Genomic DNA, 23,736 nt, shown 5'->3' with positions numbered 1-23,736 from the left:
CCAAGCTTTTCTGGTCGGAACCCCCTAAGCCGAGTTTTCAAGGTGCTGCGCCGTCCACTTGGTTTTCGAGACTGGCCTTTTAATTCTAACGTAAAGCCAACCTAGAACGGCGGGGTTTCAGACCCAAAATTTCCGATGATTGATTGTTATCAGCTTTGCAAAACAGGATTTAGGATCAAAAATAACCTAGAAGCACTGTCCCAATAGAAAACCGGTTCTTCGTTACTTGGTATGGTTCGATAGGGGGACATAAATCGACTAAATCCTTATCTGGTAAGAGACTTAATTGATTAGTTCGCTCTAGATCAAAAACAATTGACAAAAATCGCTAAATGCCTTTCTATATAAGGGTTCCATCCCTTATAACCCCCGTCCATTGCATAACACAAACCGAAGAGCCAGAAAACCTAAGCCACCTAACGGTGAAGTTAGGTGTACTTTCACAACTGATATCTTTAAGAACGCTTTTCTGGGTTCTAATATGGACCTAGGAATCTCTCTCCATTGAAGTGAATCATGTGATCGGGCTGATCAGCTACCCAAACTTCTGTTTCCCAGGAAATTTCAGCAAGATAACGAGTCATTTCCCTACGACTGGGAAAAGCAGTAACAAAGACAAGACCCTTACAGCTTAATTGAAAAAGTTGCTTTAGTTCATTGTGGCGTTTCAAATTCACTGGACCATGACTCGTCACCGCTTCTATAAGGACAAGCCAATCTTGGTATCTATGATAGATAACAAGATCAGGCATTTTCCCGTGAGGATCTAATTCAATCCCCATTTCTCGGAATTTTTGTGTTTCGTTGATTATAAATTTATCACCAGCATCGCCAATATATAGAACTACGCCCCCTGGCGTAAATCTTGGACAAAAGCTTTCTAAGATGTCTTTAATTAAAATATTTTGCCCACCTGATGAAAGCTGAATCGCCCGACCATCGGGTAAGGTTATAGGAATCATGGGCAGATTTCGATTCCTGGCTTGCAACCAATTAGTCACTGAAAGCGCATAATTTCTACGAGCTTCTTCCCACTGCTCAGAGCCATAAACTTGAAGCAGTGATAACGCTTGCCGATCAAGTTGGTAGCACCACCTAGGGCTATTAATTGGTCGGTCTGGTTTGTCTGGATTCTGAACCACCAGTCCCATCTGCACAAATTGATGCATTGTCTGTTTTCGAACAGTTTCGCGTGTGTTTGGTGCATATTGTTTTCCGTAATGATCACGGAACCAATCCATCATTTCTGTAATTCCGCGTTTTGGTGCAGTAGCTTGGCTCCAGGGTTTATCAGGTTGAATATCTGCTAACGCAAGTAAGCATAGTGCAGACCTTTCATTCTGTTGCGCTCTAGGAGCAGAGATAGCCTTGAGAATTGTCAGTGCTTCTTCGATTCGTTTGTTTGCTTGAACTGCGGCACTTGCTTCATCCATAATTGATAGAACTTCATGTACAACTTGATCGATTTCTTCTTGGTTTAAGTCATTGTCCCCAACTTGAACTCCTATTTGGATTAAGTCATTTTTACATGGATACTTAACCCTACGAAGGTCGGTAGCATTGACTTGTGTATTTCCACTAAATTGACGAAAGTAGCTATCAAATAAAGTTGAATTAAGAAATGCGGCTAACCCTTTAGCTACATCAGGAGGCATTCCTCTGCCTTTAGCATGATAATAATTAAGATGATTTTCGACACCTAGAGATTTTGAACCAATAGGATAACACACAGCAGCAACAACACGACGCTTTTCTTCTTTGGATGAAAAACGTTTTGTCAAAACATACCAGCCAGGCTCAATTAACCATTTTTCTGTTTCGTTATTTTTTTCTACCGCAATGGGCTTGCGGGGATTATCAGGAGGAAACACTACTTTCCTTACTTTTACAGATTCTGGATAAAGTAGGGGAACAGTTCTATCACTCAAATGGTTTCTTAAAGACGATTTCAGGCGAAAATCAACAACTGGACCTGTGGAAACTTCTAAGCCTATCTCATCCAATGTACAGGGCATTTTATTCATTTGAACTCTCAAGGAATTCTTGAGAGAATTTGTAACAATATGAATAAACTGTTCAGAATCATTCGGCTCAATCACTTCGTCATAGGGGGTATATCTAGATTCTGAAATCTCGTCTAATGCCATCTCAGAATTACTGGTTATTTTTACAGTGCTAGGTTTTTGTTTAGATCTTAGGGCGTGAAAAATAATATTTTCCTGTAATACCTCATCTTCTGAGAAGGTTGCTGATCTACTCTCAAATATATGGATTTTATCTAGTTTCATATATTCTAGGAAGGCTTTTCGGAAAGGGCGAAAATACTTGCCATTGCAAAAACTTCTCGGCGTAATCGCAACCACTTCGCCATCGTCTATAAGTTGTACGATGGCAAGCCAAACAAATGCGCTGTAGAGATTTACAGTATCAATCCCAATACTTGCAAGAACTTTCTTTTCTGCTGATTGGCTGTGAATCTTCTTATAAGGTGGATTCAGAATCGCATGAGTAAAGCCTGGAACTACCTTCTTAAAGAGTGGCAAGTTCATTTCACTACTAGCTTTGATGAAATTCTCCCCCCGCAAGCAATAATCTGCTTGAATTCCTTTTCCGTTCAAAGCGGCACAGCATTCTGTGAGGGTTTGATTTAGCGAGGGGAAGAAGACTGGTTCGACTTCATATGCTGTAATGCTGCAACTACTAACCTGATCGGGGTTTGCCAGTAACCGCTCTACTACAGCAGCAGTTAAAGTTCCAATTCCAGCCCCAGCATCTAGAAGGTGAATATGACCAGACAGGTTGTTGAATTGTCCTGCCATGAAACGCGCAACAGTTGCGGGGGTCAAGAACTGACCCAACTGACTACGCTGTTTCAAGTTCAATCTTGAAGAGTAGTAGACTCTGGCTATATCAGCAGAATCAGTAAGGAACGTTGCCATCTGGTCATCTAGTAGCAGTTATGAATCAATACCACAGAACTCCTTCCCGGTACACCTAACTATCAATTATATCGCTCCCTGCGGTCCCACACCCTCCTCTGTCCTACTTCCATCGCTTTAACACCCCCTCAATTTGGGCATAATTACCGCATTTCCACAGCCAAAAGTCTATTGGTCTGTCAATCTTGAAATTGTGGATAGGGGAATCTTGCCAAATTATTCGCCCCCAATCCCTCAAAATCATCTTAACAGACCCATAGAATCGCCCTTAATTTTTGTGGATTACCAGTCCCTAACTATATTCCTCCCCGACACTGAGATTAAAGAGCATTTGCAGGGATTGTAAACAGCGCTTACGCGCTTCGATATCCTGTTGGGCGCGCAGTTGTACCATGGGTTCGTGAAGGATTTTATTGACGATACCGCGGGTCATTGCTTCGATAACTTCTTGGTGTTTTTCGGCGAATTCCGTCCCCAAACGGGAGAGGGCCTTTTCTAATTCCTGTTCGCGAATATCTTCAATTTTGCTTCTTAAACAGCTAATTGTCGGTACAGTGTCCAAAGAACGCCACCAAAGCTCGAAAGCTTCCACTTCCTGCTCTAGGAGTGCCTCTGCTTCCCTGGCCATCTGACGGCGACTTTCCTGATTGGCGGCAACCACCGCTTTGAGATCATCGACGTTAAAAGCTTGCACTTGTGCCAATTCCTTCACGTCGGTATGGACGTTGCGGGGAACAGAAATATCGATTAACATCAGCGAGTTAGCAGAAATCGTCACTTCTGTCAATAAAGTTTTAGTTAAAATTGGTTCCGTGGCTCCGGTACTGGTAAAGACGATATCCGATGCCGCTACGGTAGTCATCATCTCTTCTAAGCCATATAGTTGCAGCGGTAGGTGAGGAAATTCACGGGCCAACTCCTGGGCCCGTCTTTGGGAGCGATTGACGATCGCAATTTGCTGAGAACCCTTAGCCAGAAGGTGAGTAACTAATAATCGGGACATTTTCCCTGCCCCGATAATAGCGATTTTCTTGCTGCTGAGGTCTGTCACCTTAGCATGGGCTAACTCCACCGCCGCCGAACTGATCGATACGGCTCCCGTGCCGATGCTGGTTTCCGTGCGGACGCGTTTACCGGCAGTCATCGCTTGTTTAAACAGGCGATCGAGTAACTGGCTAATAGTATTGTACTTCTGGGCTAATTTATGGGTATTTTTAACTTGAGCGAGAATTTGCCCTTCACCGAGGACAAGACTTTCTAAACCGGCCGACACCCGCAGCAGATGACGGACAGCATCCTGATGCAGCAGGGTAAACAGGTAACGACGCAGGACATTAAGGGGAATATGCCCGATTTCAGCGAGAAACTGGGTAATTTCCACCACGCCCTTTTCCGTATCCGTAACCACGGCGTAGATCTCCAAACGGTTACAGGTGCTGATAATCGCCACCTCTTGGATGTGGGGATAACCCTTGAGGTGGGTAAGGGCGGACTCGATTTTCGCTTCCGGGATACTCAATTTTTCGCGAATTTCCACAGGGGCTGTCTTGTGACTCAAGCCCACTACAGCAATATTCATTTATGTTCTCCTACAAATGTTGCTCAGGCTACAAAAATTATTGATAAAGATCAGTGCGTTATGTCTCTAATTGTTGCAATTTAGTCCCAATCGGGATGCAAATAAAAGATGTTTGAAAAAAAACTTTATATATTTTTACCAATGGGGGCGAGGTGAGCCATGCCCACCCCACCGGGTCAGGGAATTATCTCAGTTGAATGTATTTGGGTTGGTCGAACAGGTGAACGGTATCGACAAAGCGAGCGGTTTTCGATTGGGTGGAGATAACCAAGCTTTGGGTACGAGCGCCACCATGGAAGAAGCGTACCCCTTCCATCAGGGTGCCGGGGGTGATCCCACAGGCGGCAAAGAGGACGGTTTCGCCACTGGCTAATTCTTCGCAACCGTAAACGCGATCGGGATTAGTGATGCCCATTTCTTGCAGACGAGCGAGATTACCCTCGCGGCTTTCGCCGATTAAACCGGTTTTGACCACTTCGGGATCATAGATTAATTGTCCCTGGAAGTGACCGCCTAGACAACGCATAGCCGCCGCCGAGATTACCCCTTCCGGAGCGGCACCGATACCCATGAGAGCATGAATATTAGTTCCCGAAAAAGCGCAGGAAATAGCGGCCGATACGTCACCATCGCTGATCAGACGAACTCTGGCCCCGGCGTTGCGGATTTCTTGGATTAATTCCTTGTGACGGGGACGATCCATAACTACTACCACCAGTTCTTCGATCGAACGATTGAGACAATCGGAAAGGACTTTCAGGTTTTCCGTCGCCGATTTATTAATATCCACATGACCTTTAGCTGCTGGGGGAGCGGCTAATTTTTTCATATAAAAGTCAGGAGCGGCGAATAACCCACCTTTTTCGGAGATCGCTAACACGGCCATAGAACCATTTTGACCGTAGGCGACCAAGTTAGTGCCTTCGCAGGGATCGACGGCGATATCGATTTCGACTAATTCGTCGGGATTACAATATTGTTTGGCATCAACTTGGGTACAGATACCCACTTCTTCGCCAATATAAAGCATAGGAGCCTCGTCTCTTTCCCCTTCTCCAATAACGATGCGACCGCGCATATGGATTTTATTCATCCGTTCGCGCATCGCTTCCACAGCGACGTGATCAGCGATATTTTTTTCGCCTTTACCCATCCACTTGGAGGAAGCAATGGCAGCCTGTTCGACTACTTCGATAATTTCTAACCCTAGCGTACTTTCCACTCGATGATCCTCCCTACAGCTGATCTATGATTTATCTAGTGAGTTTGTTTCCTTAACAGTCAAAAGTCTATCACCAGACGGGGATCATTCTTAAGTTTTTATGTAGATCATCTGGAGGAGACCGGTATAGCTAGGGAGTTTTTGCCGGCACTGTCGCCTCCATCTCGGTTATGGAGACCTGGATCGCTGATTTCGGCGTTAAACGACGGATAAATTCCAGGGGTAAACCGTCTGTGTCGGCAATAAAGGTGACTTCATAGACGTGATCGCCGATCATCTGTTGTTGGGGTGGCAAAAGAATTTTTAAAGGTTGATATAAACCGGCATCCTCTTGATGAGCTTGCTGAAAGTTATTTGTTAATTTTTCTAACCATTCTGGTAAATTGCTGACATTTTCTGTTAGGTCAAAAGACAAGTGATAATAACCGACATAATGCTGATCGCTAAAGGCATCGGGGGCGGGTTTCGGTTGAGGAATTTGGATTAATTCGATGCGTCCGTTTAACCCCGTTAGCCAACAGGCCAAAGTATAACCCGTGGTGAATCTTTCCTCTAGGGTAAAACCGAGAAGTTGGTAAAAAGCGATCGCCCGATGGATATTAGCGGTGCGGATAGAAGCATGGTGCATTTTCAGGAGAAAGAATTATGAAGTGGGGAAGTGGGGAAGTGGGGAAGTGGGGAAGCGGGGAAGTGGGGAAGTGGGGAAGTGGGGAAGCGGGGAAGTGGGGAAGTGGGGAAGCGGGGAAGCGGGGAGAGTAAATAAAAATAATCTCCTGCCTCCTGTCTCCTGTCTCCTGTCTCCTGTCTTCTGTCTCCTGACTCCCGATGGCTATTGATTAATCAAAAAGACGAAAATAGGGATAACGTTTGGGAACCCCCGGTTCTTTTTCCAGATCAAAATTAATTACATCCCAACAGGGTTCATCGGGGGCATTGGGGCTAAATTCTACTGGTAAACCGTAGAGACGGGGAATAGTGGCTTCACCCGGTTCATTACCGCGCCAAGTAGTGTTACGTTCTAGGTAGGAACTAACTAAATCGCGATAACGGTTGGCAATAATCACTTTAGTCGCTTTAAATCCTTGGGTATAGAGGCGATCAAGTGCTTCGTGAATCTCAAAACGAATACCATCGGGGTGAGTGTGTTGACGATACCACTCACCATTCCAGAGTCGCCAATGCCGTCCTGACTGCAAGTGAACCAACTCACCCGTTTTGGGATCGGCTTCAAAAGCTCCATGACGCGGACACAAATAGGTATCCGTCAAAGTAAGGGCGGGGATTAGCTGCCGACAGTGAGGACAATGGATATCGGGGCCAAAAACAGGGTATTGTAAACTTGCATTGATCATGGAAGAACCTAAACTAAAAATTGTTATCTTTGTACCAATAAGCCTATCCATATTATACCCAACCAAATTGGACGGGTATTCTCTTCCGACTTTAGTGCAGATCCTTCCATGTCTTTAGATAACTTAAGATCAACTTCTAATTTCTGGCCCCTTGTCGATGTCAGTCAAGCGGCTTTTATTGCCCCTAATGCCACGGTAATGGGCGATATTTCCCTAGCTGTGGGGGTGAGTGTTTGGTATGGGGCGGTATTGCGTGCCGACGTGGAACGCATCGAAATTGGGGCCTATACTAATATCCAAGATGGGGCGATCCTACACGGAGATCCGGGCAAAATTACTATCCTTGAAGATTACGTTACCATCGGGCATCGGGCGGTAATTCACGCAGCCCATATTGAACGCGGTTGTTTAATCGGCATTGGGGCAGTGATTCTCGATGGTGTGCGCGTCGGGGCGGGTAGTATTGTCGGGGCGGGTAGTATTGTGACAAAAGATATACCACCGCGATCTTTAGTGGTGGGTATTCCCGCTAAACGCGTCCGGGAAGTGTCGCCACAGGAGGCTCAAGAGTTGATCGAACACGCCGAGCGCTATGCTAAACTTGCCCTCGTTCATGGGGGAAAAGGTACTGATACCGGATTCCCAAAACGGGCGGATTAGGGTATAAATATAAAATGAGAATCAAGTAACAATCTTTTAAGCACTGACCGAGGAGAAGGAAATCTATGGACTGGAGAGTGTTAATCGTTTTAACCCCTTTGTTTATTGCTGGTGGCTGGGCTGTCTTCAATATCGGCGCTGCCGCTATTAGACAAGCTCAACAGTTTCTCAGCAAACAAAGTTAATAAAAGTTTATACTTCTTAGTAAAACCGACCGCCTAGGCGATCGGTTTTTAATTTTTTCTTATCCAGCGATCGCTGATTGGGGTGTAGGGTGTAGGGTGTAGGGTGTAGGGTGTAGGGTGTGGGGTGTAGGGTGTAGGGTGTAGGGTGTGGGGTGTAGGGTGTAGGGTGTAGGGTGTGGGGTGATGGGTGTAGGGTGTAGGGTGTGGGGTGTAGGGTGTAGGGTGTAGGGTGATGGGTGTAGGGTGTAGGGTGTAGGGTGTAGGGTGTAAGATGATGGGGAAATGGGGGAATTATGAATTATGAATTATGAATGATAACTGATAACTGATAACTGATAACTGAATTGTCATCTCGACTAGGAAACTAATTTTACACTAATACCTAACCATGAAATCTAATTGTCAAAATCTCATTCAAGAGCTTTCCCATCTAGAAATTATCACCGATCCGGGGCAAGTGGCGAAACTTTCCTTAGATTATTATCATTTTAGTCCCATTTTAGAGGCACAACTGCAAGATAAACGGGCTGATTTAGTCATTCGTCCCCACAATAGCCAAGAAGTTATTGACATCGCTAAAACCTGCGTTAAATACCAAATTCCTTTAACAGTTAGAGGTGCGGGTACAGGTAATTATGGTCAATGTGTTCCCTTGCAGGGCGGAGTAATTTTAGACACAACGAAACTAACAAAAATTATCTCGATCGAACCGGGTACAGCCCGGGTAGAAGCGGGGGTAAAAATGGCATTTTTTGATAAACAAGCTCGCGCAATCGGTTGGGAATTAAGAATGGCTCCCTCTACCTATCGGACGGCGACAATTGGCGGTTTTATCGGGGGTGGCAGTGTGGGCATGGGTTCAATTAATTATGGACAATTGAAGGATAGAGGCAATCTGCAAGCAGTGCAATTAGTCACCCTAGAAGCGGAACCAAAAATTATCGAACTACGGGGGGATGAGGTAGAAAAAGTCAATCATGCCTACGGAACCAATGGCATTATTACCGAGTTAGAAATAGCCCTCGCTCCCTGTTATCCTTGGGCAGAATTTATCGTTACTTTTGCCGATTTTCTCACCGCCGCTAAATTTGGTCAAGCTCTCAGTGATAGTGATGGCATTGTCAAGAAAATGGTTAGTGTTCACTCTTGGCCAATTCCCGCTTATTTTACTGCTCTTAAGGATTATTTACCCACAGGAAAAGCGGCAGTTTTGTTAATAGTATCGGACAGCGATCGAGTCGCATTAGAATCTTTAATTAAAGAATATAATGGTGAACTTACTTACTATAAAACGCCAGAAGAAACCCAAAAAGGCAACAGTATCTTAGAATTTACTTGGAATCATACCACTCTCCACGCGCGTAGTTGTAACCCCAAGATAACTTATCTACAAGCTTTTTATTTTAATCTAGCCACGGTAGAGAAACTCCATAATTATTTTGGTGAGGAAATAATGATGCACCTAGAATTTTTGAAATTTCAAGGTAAAGTTATTCCCGCCGGTCTTCCCTTGCTAGAATTTACCACAGAAACTCGATTAAATGAGATTATTGCTATCTATGAACAACAGGGGGCAGCCATTGCCAATCCTCACACTTATATCATGGAAGATGGCGGCAGCAGACAGATTAATCCGCTACAACTAGAATTTAAACAACTCGTCGATCCCTACGGATTGAACAATCCGGGTAAAATGCGAGCATGGGTTGAAGCTAGGGGGTAGGGTTTCTATTCAAGCTAAATTAAACTAGATAAGTAGGCAGGCGTTAAAAATTATCAGATGCCCCCCTTATTAAGGGGGGATTAAGGGGGGATCGGCACCCCCCTTATTAAGGGGGGATTAAGGGGGGATCGGCACCCCCCTTATCAAGGGGGGCAGGGGGGATCGAACCTAAAACACTAACCGCTAAAAAGGGAGTGGGGAAAACAAAACTCCCCGCTGCCCCCTGCCTATTCCCGGACTTGCCCCGATCCGATACAATTAAACGGTTGTCTTGGAAGAATTAATAGTGATCGAGCGTTATACTCTCCCTGCAATGGGGAATTTGTGGACGGATAGATATAAATATCAAACATGGCTAGAGGTAGAGATAGCCGTCTGTGAAGCGCAGGCCGAATTAGGCTATATTCCCGCGGATGCAGTGGAAGAAATTAAGGCAAAAGCTAATTTTGATCCCGATCGCATTTTAGAAATAGAAGCAGAAGTGCGCCACGATGTCATCGCCTTTTTAACAAATGTTAACGAATATGTGGGCGAGCCGGGGCGTTATATTCATTTGGGTTTAACCAGTTCCGATGTACTAGATACTGCCCTGTCCTTACAATTAGTCGCCAGTTTAAACCTGATTCTAGAACAATTAGAAGATTTCATTCAAGCCCTGCGCTATCGCGCCCAAGAACACCGTTATACAGTCATGGTGGGACGTTCCCACGGCATTCACGCCGAACCGATCACCTTTGGCTTTAAACTAGCGGGATGGTTAGCGGAAGTGCTGCGGGGACGCGATCGTTTAATTCGCTTGCGCCAAGACATCGCCATCGGTAAAATATCCGGTGCAGTGGGAACATATGCCAATATTGACCCGAAAATTGAGGCGTTAACCTGTCAGAAGCTAGGATTAGAACCGGATACCGCTTCCACTCAAGTTATCTCCCGCGATCGACACGCCGATTATGTGCAACAATTAGCTTTATTGGCGGCTTCGATCGAACGTTTTGCCGTGGAGATTCGCAACCTGCAAAGAACCGATGTCCTAGAAGTGGAAGAATACTTTTCCAAAGGACAAAAAGGCTCCTCCGCTATGCCCCATAAACGTAATCCCATCCGTTCAGAACGCTTAACGGGAATGGCGAGAATTATCCGTAGTCATAGCGTTTCCGCTTTAGAAAATATCGCCCTCTGGCACGAAAGAGATATTTCCCATAGTTCCGTAGAACGGGTGATGCTGCCGGATGTTTGCATTTTAACCCACTTTATGCTCAAGGAAATCACCGATTTAGTCAAAAATCTGCTGGTGTATCCCGAAAACATGAAGCGAAATATGAATGTTTACGGTGGCGTGATTTTCAGTCAAAGAGTTCTTTTAACTTTGGTGAGTAAGGGAATTAGCCGGGAATCTGCCTATAAAATCGTCCAAGAAAACGCCCATCGCGCTTGGAACACCGATAACGGCAATTTTAAAGCTTTTATCAGCCAAGATGAGCGAGTTACCGGCATTTTATCCCCCGACGAGATCGAAAGTTGCTTTGATCCCCAGCAGCACTTAAATCACCTTAATAGCATCTACCAAAGGTTAGATATTTAGGGTTTGCTGAAAAAGTTTTTCCTGGGGGCAGGGTGTAGGGTGTAGGGTGTAGGGTGTAGGGTTTTACTGATTTTGAGGGGGTCAATTACCCAATTTTCAGGGAAAAAGTACCTGAATTTTCCCCCCGATCACTCCCATATCTGGTACTTTTTGGAAACCAAAAAGTCTAAAAGTCTTATACAACAAGGTTTTTAGATTTATTCAGCAAACCCTATTTAGGGAGCTTTCAGTGATCAGCTATCGGCCACGTTTTTGAGATCGGCAACTTGAAACCTTGGGAGTAACAATGCCATGACCATTACTGCGAGCGACCTACCGATGGAAAAAATTGCCCAGTTTTGCGATCGCTGGCAAGTGACCGAATTCGCTCTATTCGGCTCCGTCCTGCGCGAAGACTTCCGCCCCGACAGCGACATTGATGTTATGGTGGAATTTCATCCAGAGGCTCACCCCACATTCAGCACCCTAGACCAAATGGAAGCAGAGCTAAAAACCATTTTCCATCGAGATGTTGACCTGATTACCCGCCAAGGCATTGCCACCAGTCGCAACTACCTACGCCGTAATCAAATCCTTTCTTCGGCTCAAGTGATTTATGCAACGGGATCCCCAATTCCTGCTTGATATGCTGCAATCCGCAGATTTTGTCAGGTGCGTTTCTTGCTGCGACGACAGGGAACGCACCTTACCGATTATGATACAATCGCGGCATATACTTCTCGCTTGCGACAACCGCGATGAATGTTTTCTGGCGCTATTTCCCCTTGGCATTTGTTGTTATGCTTTCTAATGGTTTCACCCCACAACAAGGGCGAACGGAATCACCCAAAGTTACCTGTCAAATAGAAAGCTATCCCTCCACAAAGCAAAAAGTTCCCACGACAATGATCCAGAACGGAACGGGAAATTTAGTACCATTTATTTATTGGGTGGAGGAAGTTGCGGGGGAAAAGCCACTAGAGCGGTGCAAGGAAGTTTCTGAGATTATTCAAGCAAGATATGACGATAAAACCTGGAGTCGTTCTTTTTTACGGACGGGAAAATCGAGTGATAATTATCCGATCATTTGTTTTGTCAAGGAACCCAAAGATAAAGCTTGCGATACCGAAAGAGAACTTATCGTTAAATTAAAGCGAGGGGAAAACGCGGAGAGAGTTTTAGATAAGATGTTAGCCCTTCGCTATCGGACGGATTTAAAATTAACGGGAGAGTTTCGTTTTTATTATGGGGAGACTCACCGAGAAGTTTATATTCATGTCAAGAAGTTTCTCGAAGAAGTGGAGCGATCGAGGACTGAAAGACAATGATAAAAAGATGGTTCGCTTGGTTGGGTATTGTCTCGATATTGATACCTTTTCCTGTGGCGATCGCTCAGTTGGATCAATCACAATTAAAGGGGATTACCGTCAGAATTGATGTAGAAGGAAGCTATAAAGAGGATGGGGGTTCTGGGGTAATCGTTCGCCAGCAAGGACAATTCTACACGATTCTAACAGCATATCATGTGGTGCAAGAAAAGAGAAACTATAAAGTTTTAATTTTTAATCCTTCTAATCAGCAAATAATCGGTAGCCACATCATTAATGAGAAAAATATTAAGCAAATTGACGATTACGATCTAGCGGAGATTACCATACAAAGTTCTGCTAAATATCGAACGGCGAATATAGGAGATAGCCAGCAATTACAACCCACCGATGATCTAACCGTTTCTGGCTATCCGCTTCCTTCCTCTAAGATTACAAAAAGACTATCTACTCCTACCCTTAACCTGGGTAAATTTAATGATAAATTACCTCCTGATGCTCTACTAAAAGGGAAAAAGGGGGCAACGCTGAAGATGGATGTAACAACGGAAGTCGGAATGAGTGGCGGCGCGGTTGTTAATAAAAATGGTGAATTAGTCGGAATATTAGTCGAAGCAGATAAAGACGCTTCTGGGAATAAATCATCATCTTTAGCGATTCCTATTGATTTATATCCTCAGTGGCAAGCGATTCGGAATTCTCAAAGATTATCTTCCCATCTTCCCTCTCCCAATCAAACTTTGGAGCAATTACTAGCGGCTAAAAAATGGGGACAAGCGAATGATAAAACTTGGGAGATTTTACTAAGTAAAGGCGATTCAGATAAGTCAGGCGATCTAAATAGTTTTGAGGTGAAGAATTTAGAATGTGAAACATTGAGGTATCTAAATAGAAAGTGGAGTGAAGCCTCAAAAAAAAGGTACGGTTTTGAGGTGCAAAGTAGAATTTATAGCGAATATCATCAACAAGATATCGTGTCGAACATTGATCAATATACAAGATTCGCTAAGAGATTAGGATGGTTTGACAATATTCAAAACATATCAACCCTTTCCGTCGAGAGCCTATACAATCGAAAAAATCCTCATGATGGTTTTTATCCGATTTGGTTTGTTTATGGCAGGGAATTAGGAAAAAGTCCTTTCGGTTTACCCGCGCCTCTTGATGATATCTTATATAAAGATCCGAATATAACTTGGGGAAGTAGGGGAACTATCTTAAATAGTAAAATACAGGAGTGTGTGAATTATTACTGAAATATTTGTAAGGATTCAGGTGCCTCAAATGCAGTCACAGAGCGGCTTCTAAAATCTCAGAACTCGCTAAACTAACAGTTTCATTCTCAATAAGCACGAAAATTAAGGCTTTCAGCGTTTCTTAATGAGAATGAGGATTTGTCCATAATTCGCCTAAATGCTTACACAGCATGGGTTTGACTGCTTTTTGTATGACCTGAATCCTTACAAATATTTTACCTCAATAATTCAACAATTTTGAAAATTGAACATAAGCTGAATCCTCACGATTACGAGTGTTTAACTGGGCAATTTAATATTCTTGAATCTTAGAAATTCCTTATACTGAAAATGAAGTTCAAGCGTATCAAACTCGTTAACTTGATTGGAGACATTATTAAATGTTAGAATTACTTTAACGGGTGTTCCTTGAGGAAATCTTGAACTCAAAACACTTCTATCACCTTCAGATTTTTGATTTCCAATTTGTATTTGTCCGCAGGGATAAACATTACCATATATATCAAATAATCGGGTAATATTGTCATATCCGCAATAAACATAAGCTCCTAAATCTTCTGTGCTTCTAACTACCACTGAACATTTGACACTTTTAGCCGCACGGGTACAACTTTGTAAAACTCCCGCAAACCATTTATTCTCATTAACATTGCCTCGTTGTGCCAGTAGTTGTGTGTCCCTACTGCTATTGATTCCGTCGTTGACTTGGCTTTCCCTTACCCCTGTCATTCTCTGAGATGCCGACACGCTAACCCCCGAAACCAATAAAGCCAAAGCGAGTAAACCAAAAGCCGATGTTCTGTAAACCATATCAGGTGACTCCTCACACAATAAAGAAAACCGAATGATGCTATTATAGCCGAGATCGTAGCACGGATAGGTACTTAACCCCTAACTCCAAGGCTTTAAGGAACTTAAGGCGTTAATCAAAAGATAACTCTCTTTGATTGGTCATACAATCTTGAAGATATAAATCTATTAACTCTTGATAAGAAATACCCTTTTCTTTGGCTTTATTCTCGAAATATTCAATCACTTCAATTCTTAAAAGTAAGGTGACTTGTTTCTTTAATTTTTGAGAAAAAGGATTAGGACGACTTTTCATGTTAGCAAGGTCATATTCACGTTTCATCATGATTATCCTCTATAGAGAAGAAATAGATTGATAAGGAATGATTTCTTCTAGCCTATTGCCTAGATTTTCTCTGGCTACATCCAACTCATAAGCCTTTTGTAAATTCATCCACAATTCTGCACCAGTATTAAAGAAACGTCCTAATTTTAAAGCAATATCTCCCGTGGGATTCACGTCTCCTTGTAGGATGTGATATAGAGTTTCTGGCGAAACATAAATTTTTTGGGCAAGCTGAGAGATAGTAAGATCAATTTCTTCTAATTCATCCGCGAGAATTTCACCGGGGTGAATGGAACTTTTCCAATTATTCATCATCAACCTCCTTTAATGATAATCAACAATTTCAACATGACAGGGTTTCTGTGTCTTGACAGCAAAAACTTTTAATCATAGACTATTTCGCTTCTTTAACCGAATCTAACTCTAAAGAGTTGATTATCTCTTTCGCTTCCTTTTCATACTTATCAAAGTCTTGGGTACTGGCTTCATAACGAATCGTATATTGTTTTTTACTGTATAAAAAACCAATATCTCTTCGTTTAATATTGTCTGCATCATAAACTAATTCATAGTTAGCTGAATTACCCTTGAATTGAAATTTTTTATTACCTATAAAATAAGTATTGTTTTTGTTATCTATAGCAGTCATAGCTCTTTTCTGGTAAAATTTTTGCAAAGTAACATCGTTGTCATAAAGCTCTTCGACAATCAAGCGTATTTTAGGAGAATTGCTTTCATTACTAACAAAAGACTTGGGGATGATGGTAGCGTCAGGAACATTAGGAATTGCAACAGATTGACATCCAAGTTGTTGCCAATTCTGCGGGATTTGAACAGTGATCCCCTCGCAAGAGAAGGAAACAGGTTTTGGGAATAAAATAGTTAGCCAGAGTTGAACTTTATCGGGATTAGTGATAAAAGTAACTATAACCGAACCCGATGCAGTCACGATCGCTATCAGTAAACTTTTTTGCCCGAATTCCATTAGCCATGAAAGGATCGTGTTTTTTTTCTCTGATTCGGTAGAATTTACAGAGGGCTGTTCGGATTGATGACTTTTGTTCTGATTGTTTGTCCAGAAAAGTAATAGTTGACCGATCCTTGTAATGATCGATTGTTTTGATTTTGTCTCTGGTTTGGTAGAATTTACAGAGGGCTGTTCGGATGGATGACTTTTTTGCTGATTGTTTTTCCTAGAAAAGGGTAGTTTAGGGATCATTGGTTGAGGATGGTTGTTGATGGCATACAGCAGTTACCTTATTTCTCTGGTACAGCCAATTCCTTATTGGGTAAGCTTTTCAGGGTGGAGAATTTACCAGAACAAACATGAATCCGCCGTAACGATATTATAACTACAGTGTAATCATTGATCTTATCGGATAAATTAGCCGTCAAGGAGAATAATAACGTTAGTGCGATATCGATAATAATTATAATGAGATTTTGTCGGGTGCGTTCCCTGCTGCAACGAGGGGGAACGCACCTTATGCCATTTTTCTTTATTCGTGGCAGACATCCTACTCCCCTCTACCTTTCTAGAATAGGGTTTGAGGTTGGAGGCAATTAACCATCTCTGCCATTACTTTAGAAAAATGGTATTAGCAAGATCCTATTCACCTTTGATCAGGATTATCCTCTATATTGTTGACTTTCGTTAATTGTGGAAAAATATCTCGTACTGCCTTTTCAAATTTTTTGTAGGAAGACAAGGATTCTAATTTCGACAATTCGATTTTTGTACCAAGCGGTGAATATAAATCGTCAATTTTTAGTTTATTTCGATAGCGTTTAGTTATACCTTCTCTGGCTTTATTGATGGCATTTTTAATTGTTTCTTTCGGATTGCTAAAAGATTCTGGTTCTTTATCGATTGCTAACTCACTATCACTTTTATTTGTACACAATTCTTTTTTTAGTAATTCTTTGTCTGCTAATATCCAGGCTTCAGTCATTTGTATTGGAACGATAGCAACTAAATTTTTACATAAGTCTCGCTCGTCTGATTTAATAGCATCAAAAGCCGGATTAATTCTTTCCTTAAATGCGTTTTCATCTGTTTTATCATCTGCGTCTGCATGGAAGCACAAAACCATTGCTCCCTTCTCCACCGCTTGAATTGCATATTTTTTAGCTTTTTCTCGGATATTTTCGCCAGAGATTTGTGGAAGACAAATTGGGTCAAAAATTTCTATTTCTTGTTCATCGTCAAAAGCAACTCTCTCGAAAGTGCGCTGAATAATATTCGTTAAAAATCTATGATCGGAACTGCCTTCTGTAGCTAAGGCAATAATTATTTGTTTGATTTTTTTTGCCATCTTAATTGATTTAAATTAATTGGTTTTGTTGATTTTTAATATTTTTAATCGCACTTTCAGCATCAGCAGTTTTTAGATATTCGACAACTTCCGAGAGAGTTAGCTTGGCCTCATTTTCGGAGAAAAATAAGGTTAATTGCTTTTTATTCTCTTTGATAACAGGGTGAAAATTACTGCTTTTCATCTTAATTCGCTTCCCTTCAATAGTGGATATTATAGTGGTAAGTTGAGAAAGCCAAATGCTGACATTTTTATCATCTTGCCAATTAATTAATTGACTCACCAGAACTGGAGAATGAGTGTTCACTATTACTTGGCGTAAAGGCATTTCAGTATCTTCAAAATCGACAGTTAGCTCTTTTAATAATCTTGCCATTGCTTCAATACGAAAAGGATGAATGCCATTTTCTGGCTCTTCAAAACACAGTAATCCTGTGTGTTGTCGGTCGTATTGCAGGACACATAATGTTAATAAACGTAGGGTTCCTTCGGAAAGCACTCTTGAAGAAAACTCCCGACCATCATCACCTTTTACCTTGATAATAAATTGTCGATTTGCTTTGTCGTCATAAACATTAACTTCTGTAAGATTCGGTAGCAGATTATTGAGATCACGGGAAATTGCTGTGAGGGTATATTCATCATCTTGTTTAATGCGAAATAAAGCAGCGGCTAAATTCTTTCCGCTTGCTGTTATTGTATCTCTGATGCCCATATCTTGACGAGTAGGTTCTCGCAAATCTTCGGGATTAAGCTGCATAAACTTCCAACTCAGCATTTCTTGTTTGGCGGCTAATATATGTTTAAAATCTATGGTATTAATGCTGCTTAAAACAGTTTGTGATGCGTTTTTTGCGGGAAATACTTTTTTATTCCCTTGTTGACCGTCTTGAGGTACAACAATGGTAGCAATACCACTCTTATCTTCAGTCTTAATATAAGGAATCGCTCTCCTACCCGTTACTACTTTTGGTCGCCAAGTTTCCAATACTGTCTTAGGAATATAATTTTTTACCCAATTATCTTCATTGTGCTTTAAATTTTCTAAACGTTCATCAACAATATACAAGTTTTCAAATCCACTTATATTAGACTCTCGTTTAATTTTTAATTGATAGCGTAATCTTGTATATTTAAGATCGACTTCCCCACCCCAATTATCTTTTACCTTGCGATTGACTAACATTTCAACTATAAATTCCATTTCCGTGGCGTAGTCGTCCTCATCATACTGGGTAAAAAGTTCGCTAGGATGTCCTCGTTGCTCGCTAAAAGCCGTCTTCAGATCCACTTCTGCCAGCCGCGCCAACAATTGCAAAGCATCAAATAAATTACTCTTACCAGAAGCATTAACCCCAGCAACTACAGTAAGCGGCGTGAATACCATTTCAAAATTATGAAAGGATTTAAAGCCATGAATTTTAATATAAGTAATCATAGTTTTAGGCGATAGGTAATATTAAAACATCAGCGCAACATTTAACCATACTGGACAATCTTCTCAACTTTCGCCTGATACCGTCCTACTATAATCTAGACATTGGTTTACAGAGGTAGTGCGATTACGCCGATTTTGTCGGGTGCGTTCCCTGCTGCAACGAGGGGGAACGCACCTTACCGATCGATTCCTGAGAGTATGGGGTCTTAGTCTAACAAAGCCCATAGACAACAGCTTATCTGGCTGACGGCCGGCGGCTGATGACCGGCGGCTAAAAATTAACATTGCAAGAAAACTTAACAATTGGCCAAGAAACTCGATCGAGTAGGTAGAATAGCAAGTAAATCATTTTGTAAACTCCAACCGATTAATTAACCAGAATAGAGATAACCCAGAACGCCTGTGATAGATAAAAGACGCACTACTCGCGATCTCCCCCAAATTAACGAAAGAATCCGCTTTCCCGAAATCCGCGTTATCGATAGCGACGGCTCTCAACTAGGAATTATTACTCCTGCCGAAGCTTTACGCGTGGCCGAAGAAAAGGAACTTGATCTCGTCCTCGTCAGTGAAACGGCAATTCCTCCCGTTTGCCGGATTATGGACTATGGTAAGTACAAGTTTGAACAGGAGAAAAAAGCCCGCGAAGCCAAGAAAAAACAGCATACAGCCGATATAAAAGAAGTTAAAATGCGCTATAAAATCGATGAGCATGACTACAACGTGCGAGTCAACCAAGCGCAACGTTTTTTAAAAGCGGGAGATAAGGTAAAAGCGACGATTACCTTCCGAGGCCGGGAAATTCAACACTCTAACCTAGCGGAAGAATTACTGGCGCGCATGGCCAAAGACTTACAGGATGTGGCTGAGGTACAGCAAGCACCAAAAAAAGAAGGTCGTAACATGATGATGATGTTATCGCCGAAAAAATAACTAACTAATCCGGAAAAAGGGGCTAAGACCCCTTTTTTGTTTTTCGGCAATCCGGAAAGGAAACCAATCATCTAAAACAAATGTATTATCCAGATTTTGACTCGGTTCGCCGAATCGCCACCACTGCCGGCCGGGGAGGTTGATTAACTTGACCACTGGGCCAATTCGACCCTAGGGGTACTTGTCGTATTTGTTCAAATTCCTGCCCATTAGTGGTTTTAAGGGCAAATTTGCGGTTTTCAAAGGCCAAATCCCGACGAATTCCCCCCGCTTCCCCCGGATGTTGTACTGCCAGAAATAACGTCTCTTGGTCGGGAGTAAAGTACAATCCCGTTAATTCCGCATCCATGGGAGCGATAGCAAAAGGATAGGGATGCTCTTGACCCTTGGCAAACACCCAAGCGCTATTATTGCCAAAAATACCCAATAAATCCCGTTGACTAACCGGGACCCCTTGGGGATAACGAGTTTTCATCTCTCGATTTAACCCACCCGTGGAAATATCGCTAACCATCCAGAGATTTCCCTGTTTATCGAAAGCGAGGTTATCGGGATTAGAAAAACCCTCACCTTTCTCTGTCGGTTCCCCTCCATAAGCGACCACATCCCAACGAAAACTTAAGGAAGCAGCATCGTTATTATCTTCCCTTAAGCTGATAATCCAACCAAATTCGTAGGGTATTTCGCCATTTGGCCCCTTAAATATTTCCTTATCGGCTCCTCCCTCCGCTTCACTGGGACTACCAGAGGTAAAGGTCATATATAAAGTGCCATTCTCGTCCACTTCCGTATCTTCCGGGCGACCAGTACAAGTGACCCCAACGGCGTTAGCTGCAAAATGAGCATCGATGAGAATTGCCCCCTGTTTTTCCGTCCTATTACCTTCATACAGGTCTGCGAGGGTCTTATATTTAGCTTTGTAGGCTAGAATCTCCTCATCGTCCTTAAATAGCAGTAATTTAGTATCATTGACCGTTCTTTCGGGATTCGGCAAGGCTACCACCCCATCCCCGCGACTAGCGGCAATTTGACTCGGTAGGACGGGATTTATCTCCGTGTCGGGATTTAAGGGTATCCAATAACCGGTTTTATCGGGGTTGAATTTGGCCCCGTAGAGCATTCCTTTTTCTAGGAGTTTTGAGTTATTTTTCTGCTTAATATCGCTAATTTTGCCCTCGGAAACGAATTTATAGACATGACCGCCTCTGCGATCGCAACCTGAATAAACCGCCAAGGGTTGCCCCGTTTGAGCGAGAAAAGCGACCGCTTCATGGCGAAAACGCCCTAACCAAGTGTGTTTTGTGCCATAATCGTCGGGATTGGCTGGATCCACCTCTACCATCCAACCGTATTTATTTCCCGCTAACCCAAAGACGTTACCCCGGCCATCCACTTCCCCACTACTGAGAATAAAGGGAGTAGTATCGGGATGCAAAGAGGAACCATCTTTTAACACTACCTCGGTCACTTGGTCTTGAAAGTTCTCCTCGGCACTAAATACAGTCCCCCAGGGAGTTGTTCCCCCGGCGCAATTTTGAAATGTTCCGATAATTTTTGCCCCTAATCCGTCATCGTAGCCAAGTTTATCGGTTTTGGTAAAAATTGCTACAGCAGGACCGGTCGCTTTCAGGTAGCGACCGTCCTTTAGTCCAGAAATACCGGTAATGCGGCGATCGGCTTTACTATAGGTACGTTGCCATTTTCCCGTTTGATCTTTAGCCAGGGAAATTACGCCAATTCCCTGATCAATTAAGCCTTCTAGGGATATTTCCTCGATTTTTGCCTTTAAGCTGGCATCTTGCAGGCGATAGGCGGCAATTTCACCCTTTTCATTCGTTTTTTCCCGTACTTCCTTGACGGGTAGGGTTTTACCAATCACTTGTTCAAAGGTTTGTAGCCAAGTACGACCACTGATATATTCAAAATTAACGGTTAGATAACCTTGACCCGCACTGGTTTCGATAAAAGATAGATAATCATTGTTATAACCGAAACGGGAATCACCCACTGCATCCCCCCACTGGGCCAGCACATCATAGGTGAATCCTTGCGGAAGAACGAGATCATCTAGGACTTTATAGGTTTGATAGGCATTTTTTTGGCTTTCATCGCTCATACCGTCAATTTTTAAGGGAATCGGCAGTTTGACTGGGACAAAGTTGAAGCCGAAATTATTAGCAGCGATCGCAGGACTGCTAATCAGAGAGGAATATTTTTTCTCTTGCAGACTGAAAAAAGAGACACCAGCAGTGGCAGTTAAAAAGGTGAGGAAATTACGGCGAGAAATACTCATATTTTCATTAATAAAGTCAAAACTGATGTTCAGACCTTGATTAGGTTAAATTTTATTACGGATACTTGACATAGGGATTATACAGTATCCAAGTTATGACTAAGTTAACAGCCAGTTAAAAAGCTCTCCTGCAAAAATAAAAAATCTTCCGTTAGGTGAGGAGATTCGGAGACAGGAGGAGAAAAAAGAGGTAAGAAAATCCCATCCCTCCCTCGGACATTAGATCAAAGTTTATTTCTTGCTTTAGTTGCTGCCGAACATTGATTTTAAGATCATCTCGGTAAATTCCCTCATCGGAACCAAGCAACTGGGAGAAATGTTATTTTCTCAGGCAAATCTGAGAGGATTATGTAGAAATATCTATAGCGTTTCCCAATCTCATGAGGTATACCAAAATCTTAACTCCTGACTCCTGACTCCTCAAAACCTAAGACTCTGTACCTCACAACTATGGGAATTGCTATATATTACATTTCACCCATCGGTATGCTTTACCGAAATACTGGTTAGATGAAAAACAAGCAAGACAAGCTTTATTAAAACGCGGTGAAACAGTAAACAGTGATCAGTAAACAGTGATCAGTAAACAGTAAACAGTTGTAAGCTGATAGCTAGATTGTCAGTTAACAGAAATCGATGCAAAGTTCACTGAAAAGGATCATCATCGGTGCGAGTTTTTTTCTCGCTACGGTAGTCGGAGCAACTATCGGTTATATGGCCTACGGTTGGAGCTTTCTCGATGCCGTTTATATGGTGATTATCACCATATTTGGGGTAGGTTTCGGGGAAGTTAAACCGATTAACACTCCCAGTCTGAGAGCTTTTACCATGTTAGTTATCGTCTGTGGGACCACCTCGGCCGTTTATGTGGTGGGAGGTTTTTTTCAGATGCTCACCGAGGGAGAAATTAACAAAGCTTTTAGCGATCGCCAGATGAATAAAGAGATGGAATCCCTAGAAAATCACGTCATAATCTGCGGTTTTGGGCGTATAGGACGCATTCTAACGACTAAATTGGCAAAAACAGCCCAATCCTTTATTATCGTCGATAATAACCCCGATCGCATTGGATTAGCTCAGGAAAAAGGCTACTTAACTCTTAATGGTAACGCCACCGATGAAAGTATTCTCCAGAAAGCCGGTATCGACAAAGCGCGAGTTTTAGCGACGGTGTTACCCGATGATGCCTTAAATGTCTTTATCACTTTAACCGCAAGGGAACTCAGTCCGCAACTATACATTATCGCTAGGGGAGAATATCCCAGCACCGAGAAAAAATTAAAACTAGCCGGGGCCGATCAAGTGGTCTTACCTGCTACCATTGGAGCAGAGAGAATGGCCCATTTAATCACCCATCCGGCCGCAATCGATTTTTTACAGGAAGATGAAGGTAGGCGCAATCTCAACGAATTATTAGCCGATATCGACCTGCAATTTGAAGAATACTCAATTTTAAGCGATTCGCCTTTTTTGGGACAACCCATCAGTCAGATGGAAGTGCGGGGACAGGGTGCTTTTATTATCGTTGCTGTCCGTCAATTTGATGGTCGTGTCATCACCCATCCCGACCATTCCACCATTCTACAGCAAGGCGATACGGTCATTTTATTAGGTCATCGGGGCGATGTTCCCAATTTTGCCCGTCGTTATGCTCTGCGTCGAGAAATGCGCTATCGTGGGTCTTCTTGGTAGGATATTTAACCAGAAAAAAGTTGAGATCTCTAATTCTTTGTGTGATAAGTTTAACTTATATAAGAGCGATCAATCTTTGTGTCCTCTGTGTCTCTGTGGTTCCTTCCGCTTGCTCGCCAGCAGGA

At 42.6% G+C, this 23,736-nt stretch carries 22 protein-coding genes; 9 read left to right on the top strand and 13 right to left on the bottom strand.

What is annotated here, in order from left to right:
* Window positions 1–476: 476 nt before the first annotated feature.
* The 5 genes from O9290_RS05675 to O9290_RS05655 form a co-directional block, all read right to left on the bottom strand.
* Window positions 477–2,939, bottom strand: coding sequence for a BsuBI/PstI family type II restriction endonuclease (locus O9290_RS05675; RefSeq protein WP_288058607.1), 2,463 nt, complete (start codon window positions 2,937–2,939; stop codon window positions 477–479).
* Window positions 2,940–3,231: 292 nt separating this feature from the next.
* Entirely contained in the window at window positions 3,232–4,518 is a 1,287-nt protein-coding gene (locus tag O9290_RS05670; RefSeq protein ID WP_288058605.1) for a glutamyl-tRNA reductase, read from the bottom strand.
* Window positions 4,519–4,702: 184 nt separating this feature from the next.
* A complete protein-coding gene (gene glpX, locus O9290_RS05665) occupies window positions 4,703–5,740 on the bottom strand; it encodes a class II fructose-bisphosphatase (protein ID WP_002756310.1) in 1,038 nt (345 codons plus the stop codon).
* Between the two features lie 130 nt (window positions 5,741–5,870).
* Window positions 5,871–6,368: a VOC family protein gene (locus O9290_RS05660; RefSeq protein WP_043998929.1), complete on the bottom strand. Its 498-nt coding sequence runs from the start codon at window positions 6,366–6,368 to the stop codon at window positions 5,871–5,873.
* 208 nt (window positions 6,369–6,576) lie between these two features.
* Window positions 6,577–7,092, bottom strand: a complete 516-nt coding sequence (locus O9290_RS05655; RefSeq protein WP_043998928.1) for a TIGR02652 family protein — start codon at window positions 7,090–7,092, stop codon at window positions 6,577–6,579.
* A 108-nt stretch (window positions 7,093–7,200) separates the two neighbouring features.
* On the opposite strand from O9290_RS05655, the gene O9290_RS05650 reads away from it, so the two are divergent.
* The 7 genes from O9290_RS05650 (at window position 7,201) to O9290_RS05620 (ending at window position 13,805) form a co-directional block, all read left to right on the top strand.
* Window positions 7,201–7,752: a gamma carbonic anhydrase family protein gene (locus tag O9290_RS05650; protein WP_002757960.1), complete on the top strand. Its 552-nt coding sequence runs from the start codon at window positions 7,201–7,203 to the stop codon at window positions 7,750–7,752.
* A 65-nt stretch (window positions 7,753–7,817) separates the two neighbouring features.
* Window positions 7,818–7,937, top strand: coding sequence for a photosystem II protein Y (locus O9290_RS05645; RefSeq protein ID WP_039900610.1), 120 nt, complete (start codon window positions 7,818–7,820; stop codon window positions 7,935–7,937).
* A 388-nt stretch (window positions 7,938–8,325) separates the two neighbouring features.
* Window positions 8,326–9,660, top strand: coding sequence for an FAD-binding oxidoreductase (locus O9290_RS05640; protein WP_288057218.1), 1,335 nt, complete (start codon window positions 8,326–8,328; stop codon window positions 9,658–9,660).
* Between the two features lie 286 nt (window positions 9,661–9,946).
* Entirely contained in the window at window positions 9,947–11,242 is a 1,296-nt protein-coding gene (gene purB / locus O9290_RS05635; RefSeq protein WP_061433257.1) for an adenylosuccinate lyase, read from the top strand.
* A 291-nt stretch (window positions 11,243–11,533) separates the two neighbouring features.
* Window positions 11,534–11,866 carry a nucleotidyltransferase family protein gene (locus O9290_RS05630; RefSeq protein WP_002781634.1) on the top strand — a complete coding sequence of 111 codons (333 nt, stop codon included), beginning with the start codon at window positions 11,534–11,536 and terminating at the stop codon, window positions 11,864–11,866.
* 113 nt (window positions 11,867–11,979) lie between these two features.
* Window positions 11,980–12,549 (top strand): COP23 domain-containing protein, encoded by a 570-nt coding sequence (locus O9290_RS05625; RefSeq protein ID WP_288055075.1) that lies wholly within the window; start codon window positions 11,980–11,982, stop codon window positions 12,547–12,549.
* Window positions 12,546–13,805 carry a trypsin-like peptidase domain-containing protein gene (locus O9290_RS05620; protein WP_288055077.1) on the top strand — a complete coding sequence of 420 codons (1,260 nt, stop codon included), beginning with the start codon at window positions 12,546–12,548 and terminating at the stop codon, window positions 13,803–13,805. Before O9290_RS05625 ends, O9290_RS05620 begins: the two co-directional genes overlap by 4 nt.
* Window positions 13,806–14,084: 279 nt before the next feature.
* On the opposite strand, the gene O9290_RS05615 is transcribed toward O9290_RS05620, so the two are convergent.
* The 7 genes from O9290_RS05615 to O9290_RS05585 all read right to left on the bottom strand — a co-directional run bounded on the left by O9290_RS05615 (window position 14,085) and on the right by O9290_RS05585 (window position 18,693).
* Window positions 14,085–14,615, bottom strand: a complete 531-nt coding sequence (locus O9290_RS05615) for a hypothetical protein (protein ID WP_288055079.1) — start codon at window positions 14,613–14,615, stop codon at window positions 14,085–14,087.
* A gap of 112 nt (window positions 14,616–14,727) precedes the next feature.
* On the bottom strand, window positions 14,728–14,937 hold the full coding sequence (locus tag O9290_RS05610; protein WP_288055095.1) for an antitoxin: 210 nt from the start codon (window positions 14,935–14,937) through the stop codon (window positions 14,728–14,730).
* A 12-nt stretch (window positions 14,938–14,949) separates the two neighbouring features.
* The gene (locus O9290_RS05605) at window positions 14,950–15,252 is read right to left on the bottom strand and encodes a HigA family addiction module antitoxin (protein ID WP_288055081.1); all 303 of its coding nucleotides are present in this window, start codon (window positions 15,250–15,252) and stop codon (window positions 14,950–14,952) included.
* A gap of 82 nt (window positions 15,253–15,334) precedes the next feature.
* Complete coding sequence (locus O9290_RS05600; protein WP_288055083.1) at window positions 15,335–16,159, bottom strand: hypothetical protein; 825 nt, start codon at window positions 16,157–16,159, stop codon at window positions 15,335–15,337.
* Window positions 16,160–16,324: 165 nt separating this feature from the next.
* Window positions 16,325–16,456, bottom strand: a complete 132-nt coding sequence (locus tag O9290_RS05595) for a hypothetical protein (protein WP_265578841.1) — start codon at window positions 16,454–16,456, stop codon at window positions 16,325–16,327.
* Window positions 16,457–16,553: 97 nt separating this feature from the next.
* Window positions 16,554–17,255 (bottom strand): DUF4276 family protein, encoded by a 702-nt coding sequence (locus O9290_RS05590; RefSeq protein WP_288055085.1) that lies wholly within the window; start codon window positions 17,253–17,255, stop codon window positions 16,554–16,556.
* Window positions 17,256–17,265: 10 nt separating this feature from the next.
* The gene (locus O9290_RS05585; protein WP_288055086.1) at window positions 17,266–18,693 is read right to left on the bottom strand and encodes an AAA family ATPase; all 1,428 of its coding nucleotides are present in this window, start codon (window positions 18,691–18,693) and stop codon (window positions 17,266–17,268) included.
* Window positions 18,694–19,095: 402 nt separating this feature from the next.
* Between O9290_RS05585 and infC the strand changes: the two genes are divergently transcribed.
* Window positions 19,096–19,626, top strand: coding sequence for a translation initiation factor IF-3 (infC, locus tag O9290_RS05580; RefSeq protein ID WP_159297672.1), 531 nt, complete (start codon window positions 19,096–19,098; stop codon window positions 19,624–19,626).
* Window positions 19,627–19,711: 85 nt separating this feature from the next.
* On the opposite strand, the gene O9290_RS05575 is transcribed toward infC, so the two are convergent.
* Complete coding sequence (locus tag O9290_RS05575) at window positions 19,712–21,919, bottom strand: PhoX family protein (RefSeq protein ID WP_288055088.1); 2,208 nt, start codon at window positions 21,917–21,919, stop codon at window positions 19,712–19,714.
* 636 nt (window positions 21,920–22,555) lie between these two features.
* Between O9290_RS05575 and O9290_RS05570 the strand changes: the two genes are divergently transcribed.
* The gene (locus tag O9290_RS05570) at window positions 22,556–23,611 is read left to right on the top strand and encodes a potassium channel family protein (protein WP_288027600.1); all 1,056 of its coding nucleotides are present in this window, start codon (window positions 22,556–22,558) and stop codon (window positions 23,609–23,611) included.
* Window positions 23,612–23,736 lie beyond the last annotated feature (125 nt).

This window comes from Microcystis sp. LE19-41.2A, from assembly GCF_027530405.1.
GTDB classification, from domain to species: domain Bacteria; phylum Cyanobacteriota; class Cyanobacteriia; order Cyanobacteriales; family Microcystaceae; genus Microcystis; species Microcystis aeruginosa.
This window is presented reverse-complemented; position numbering and strand designations above follow the sequence as displayed.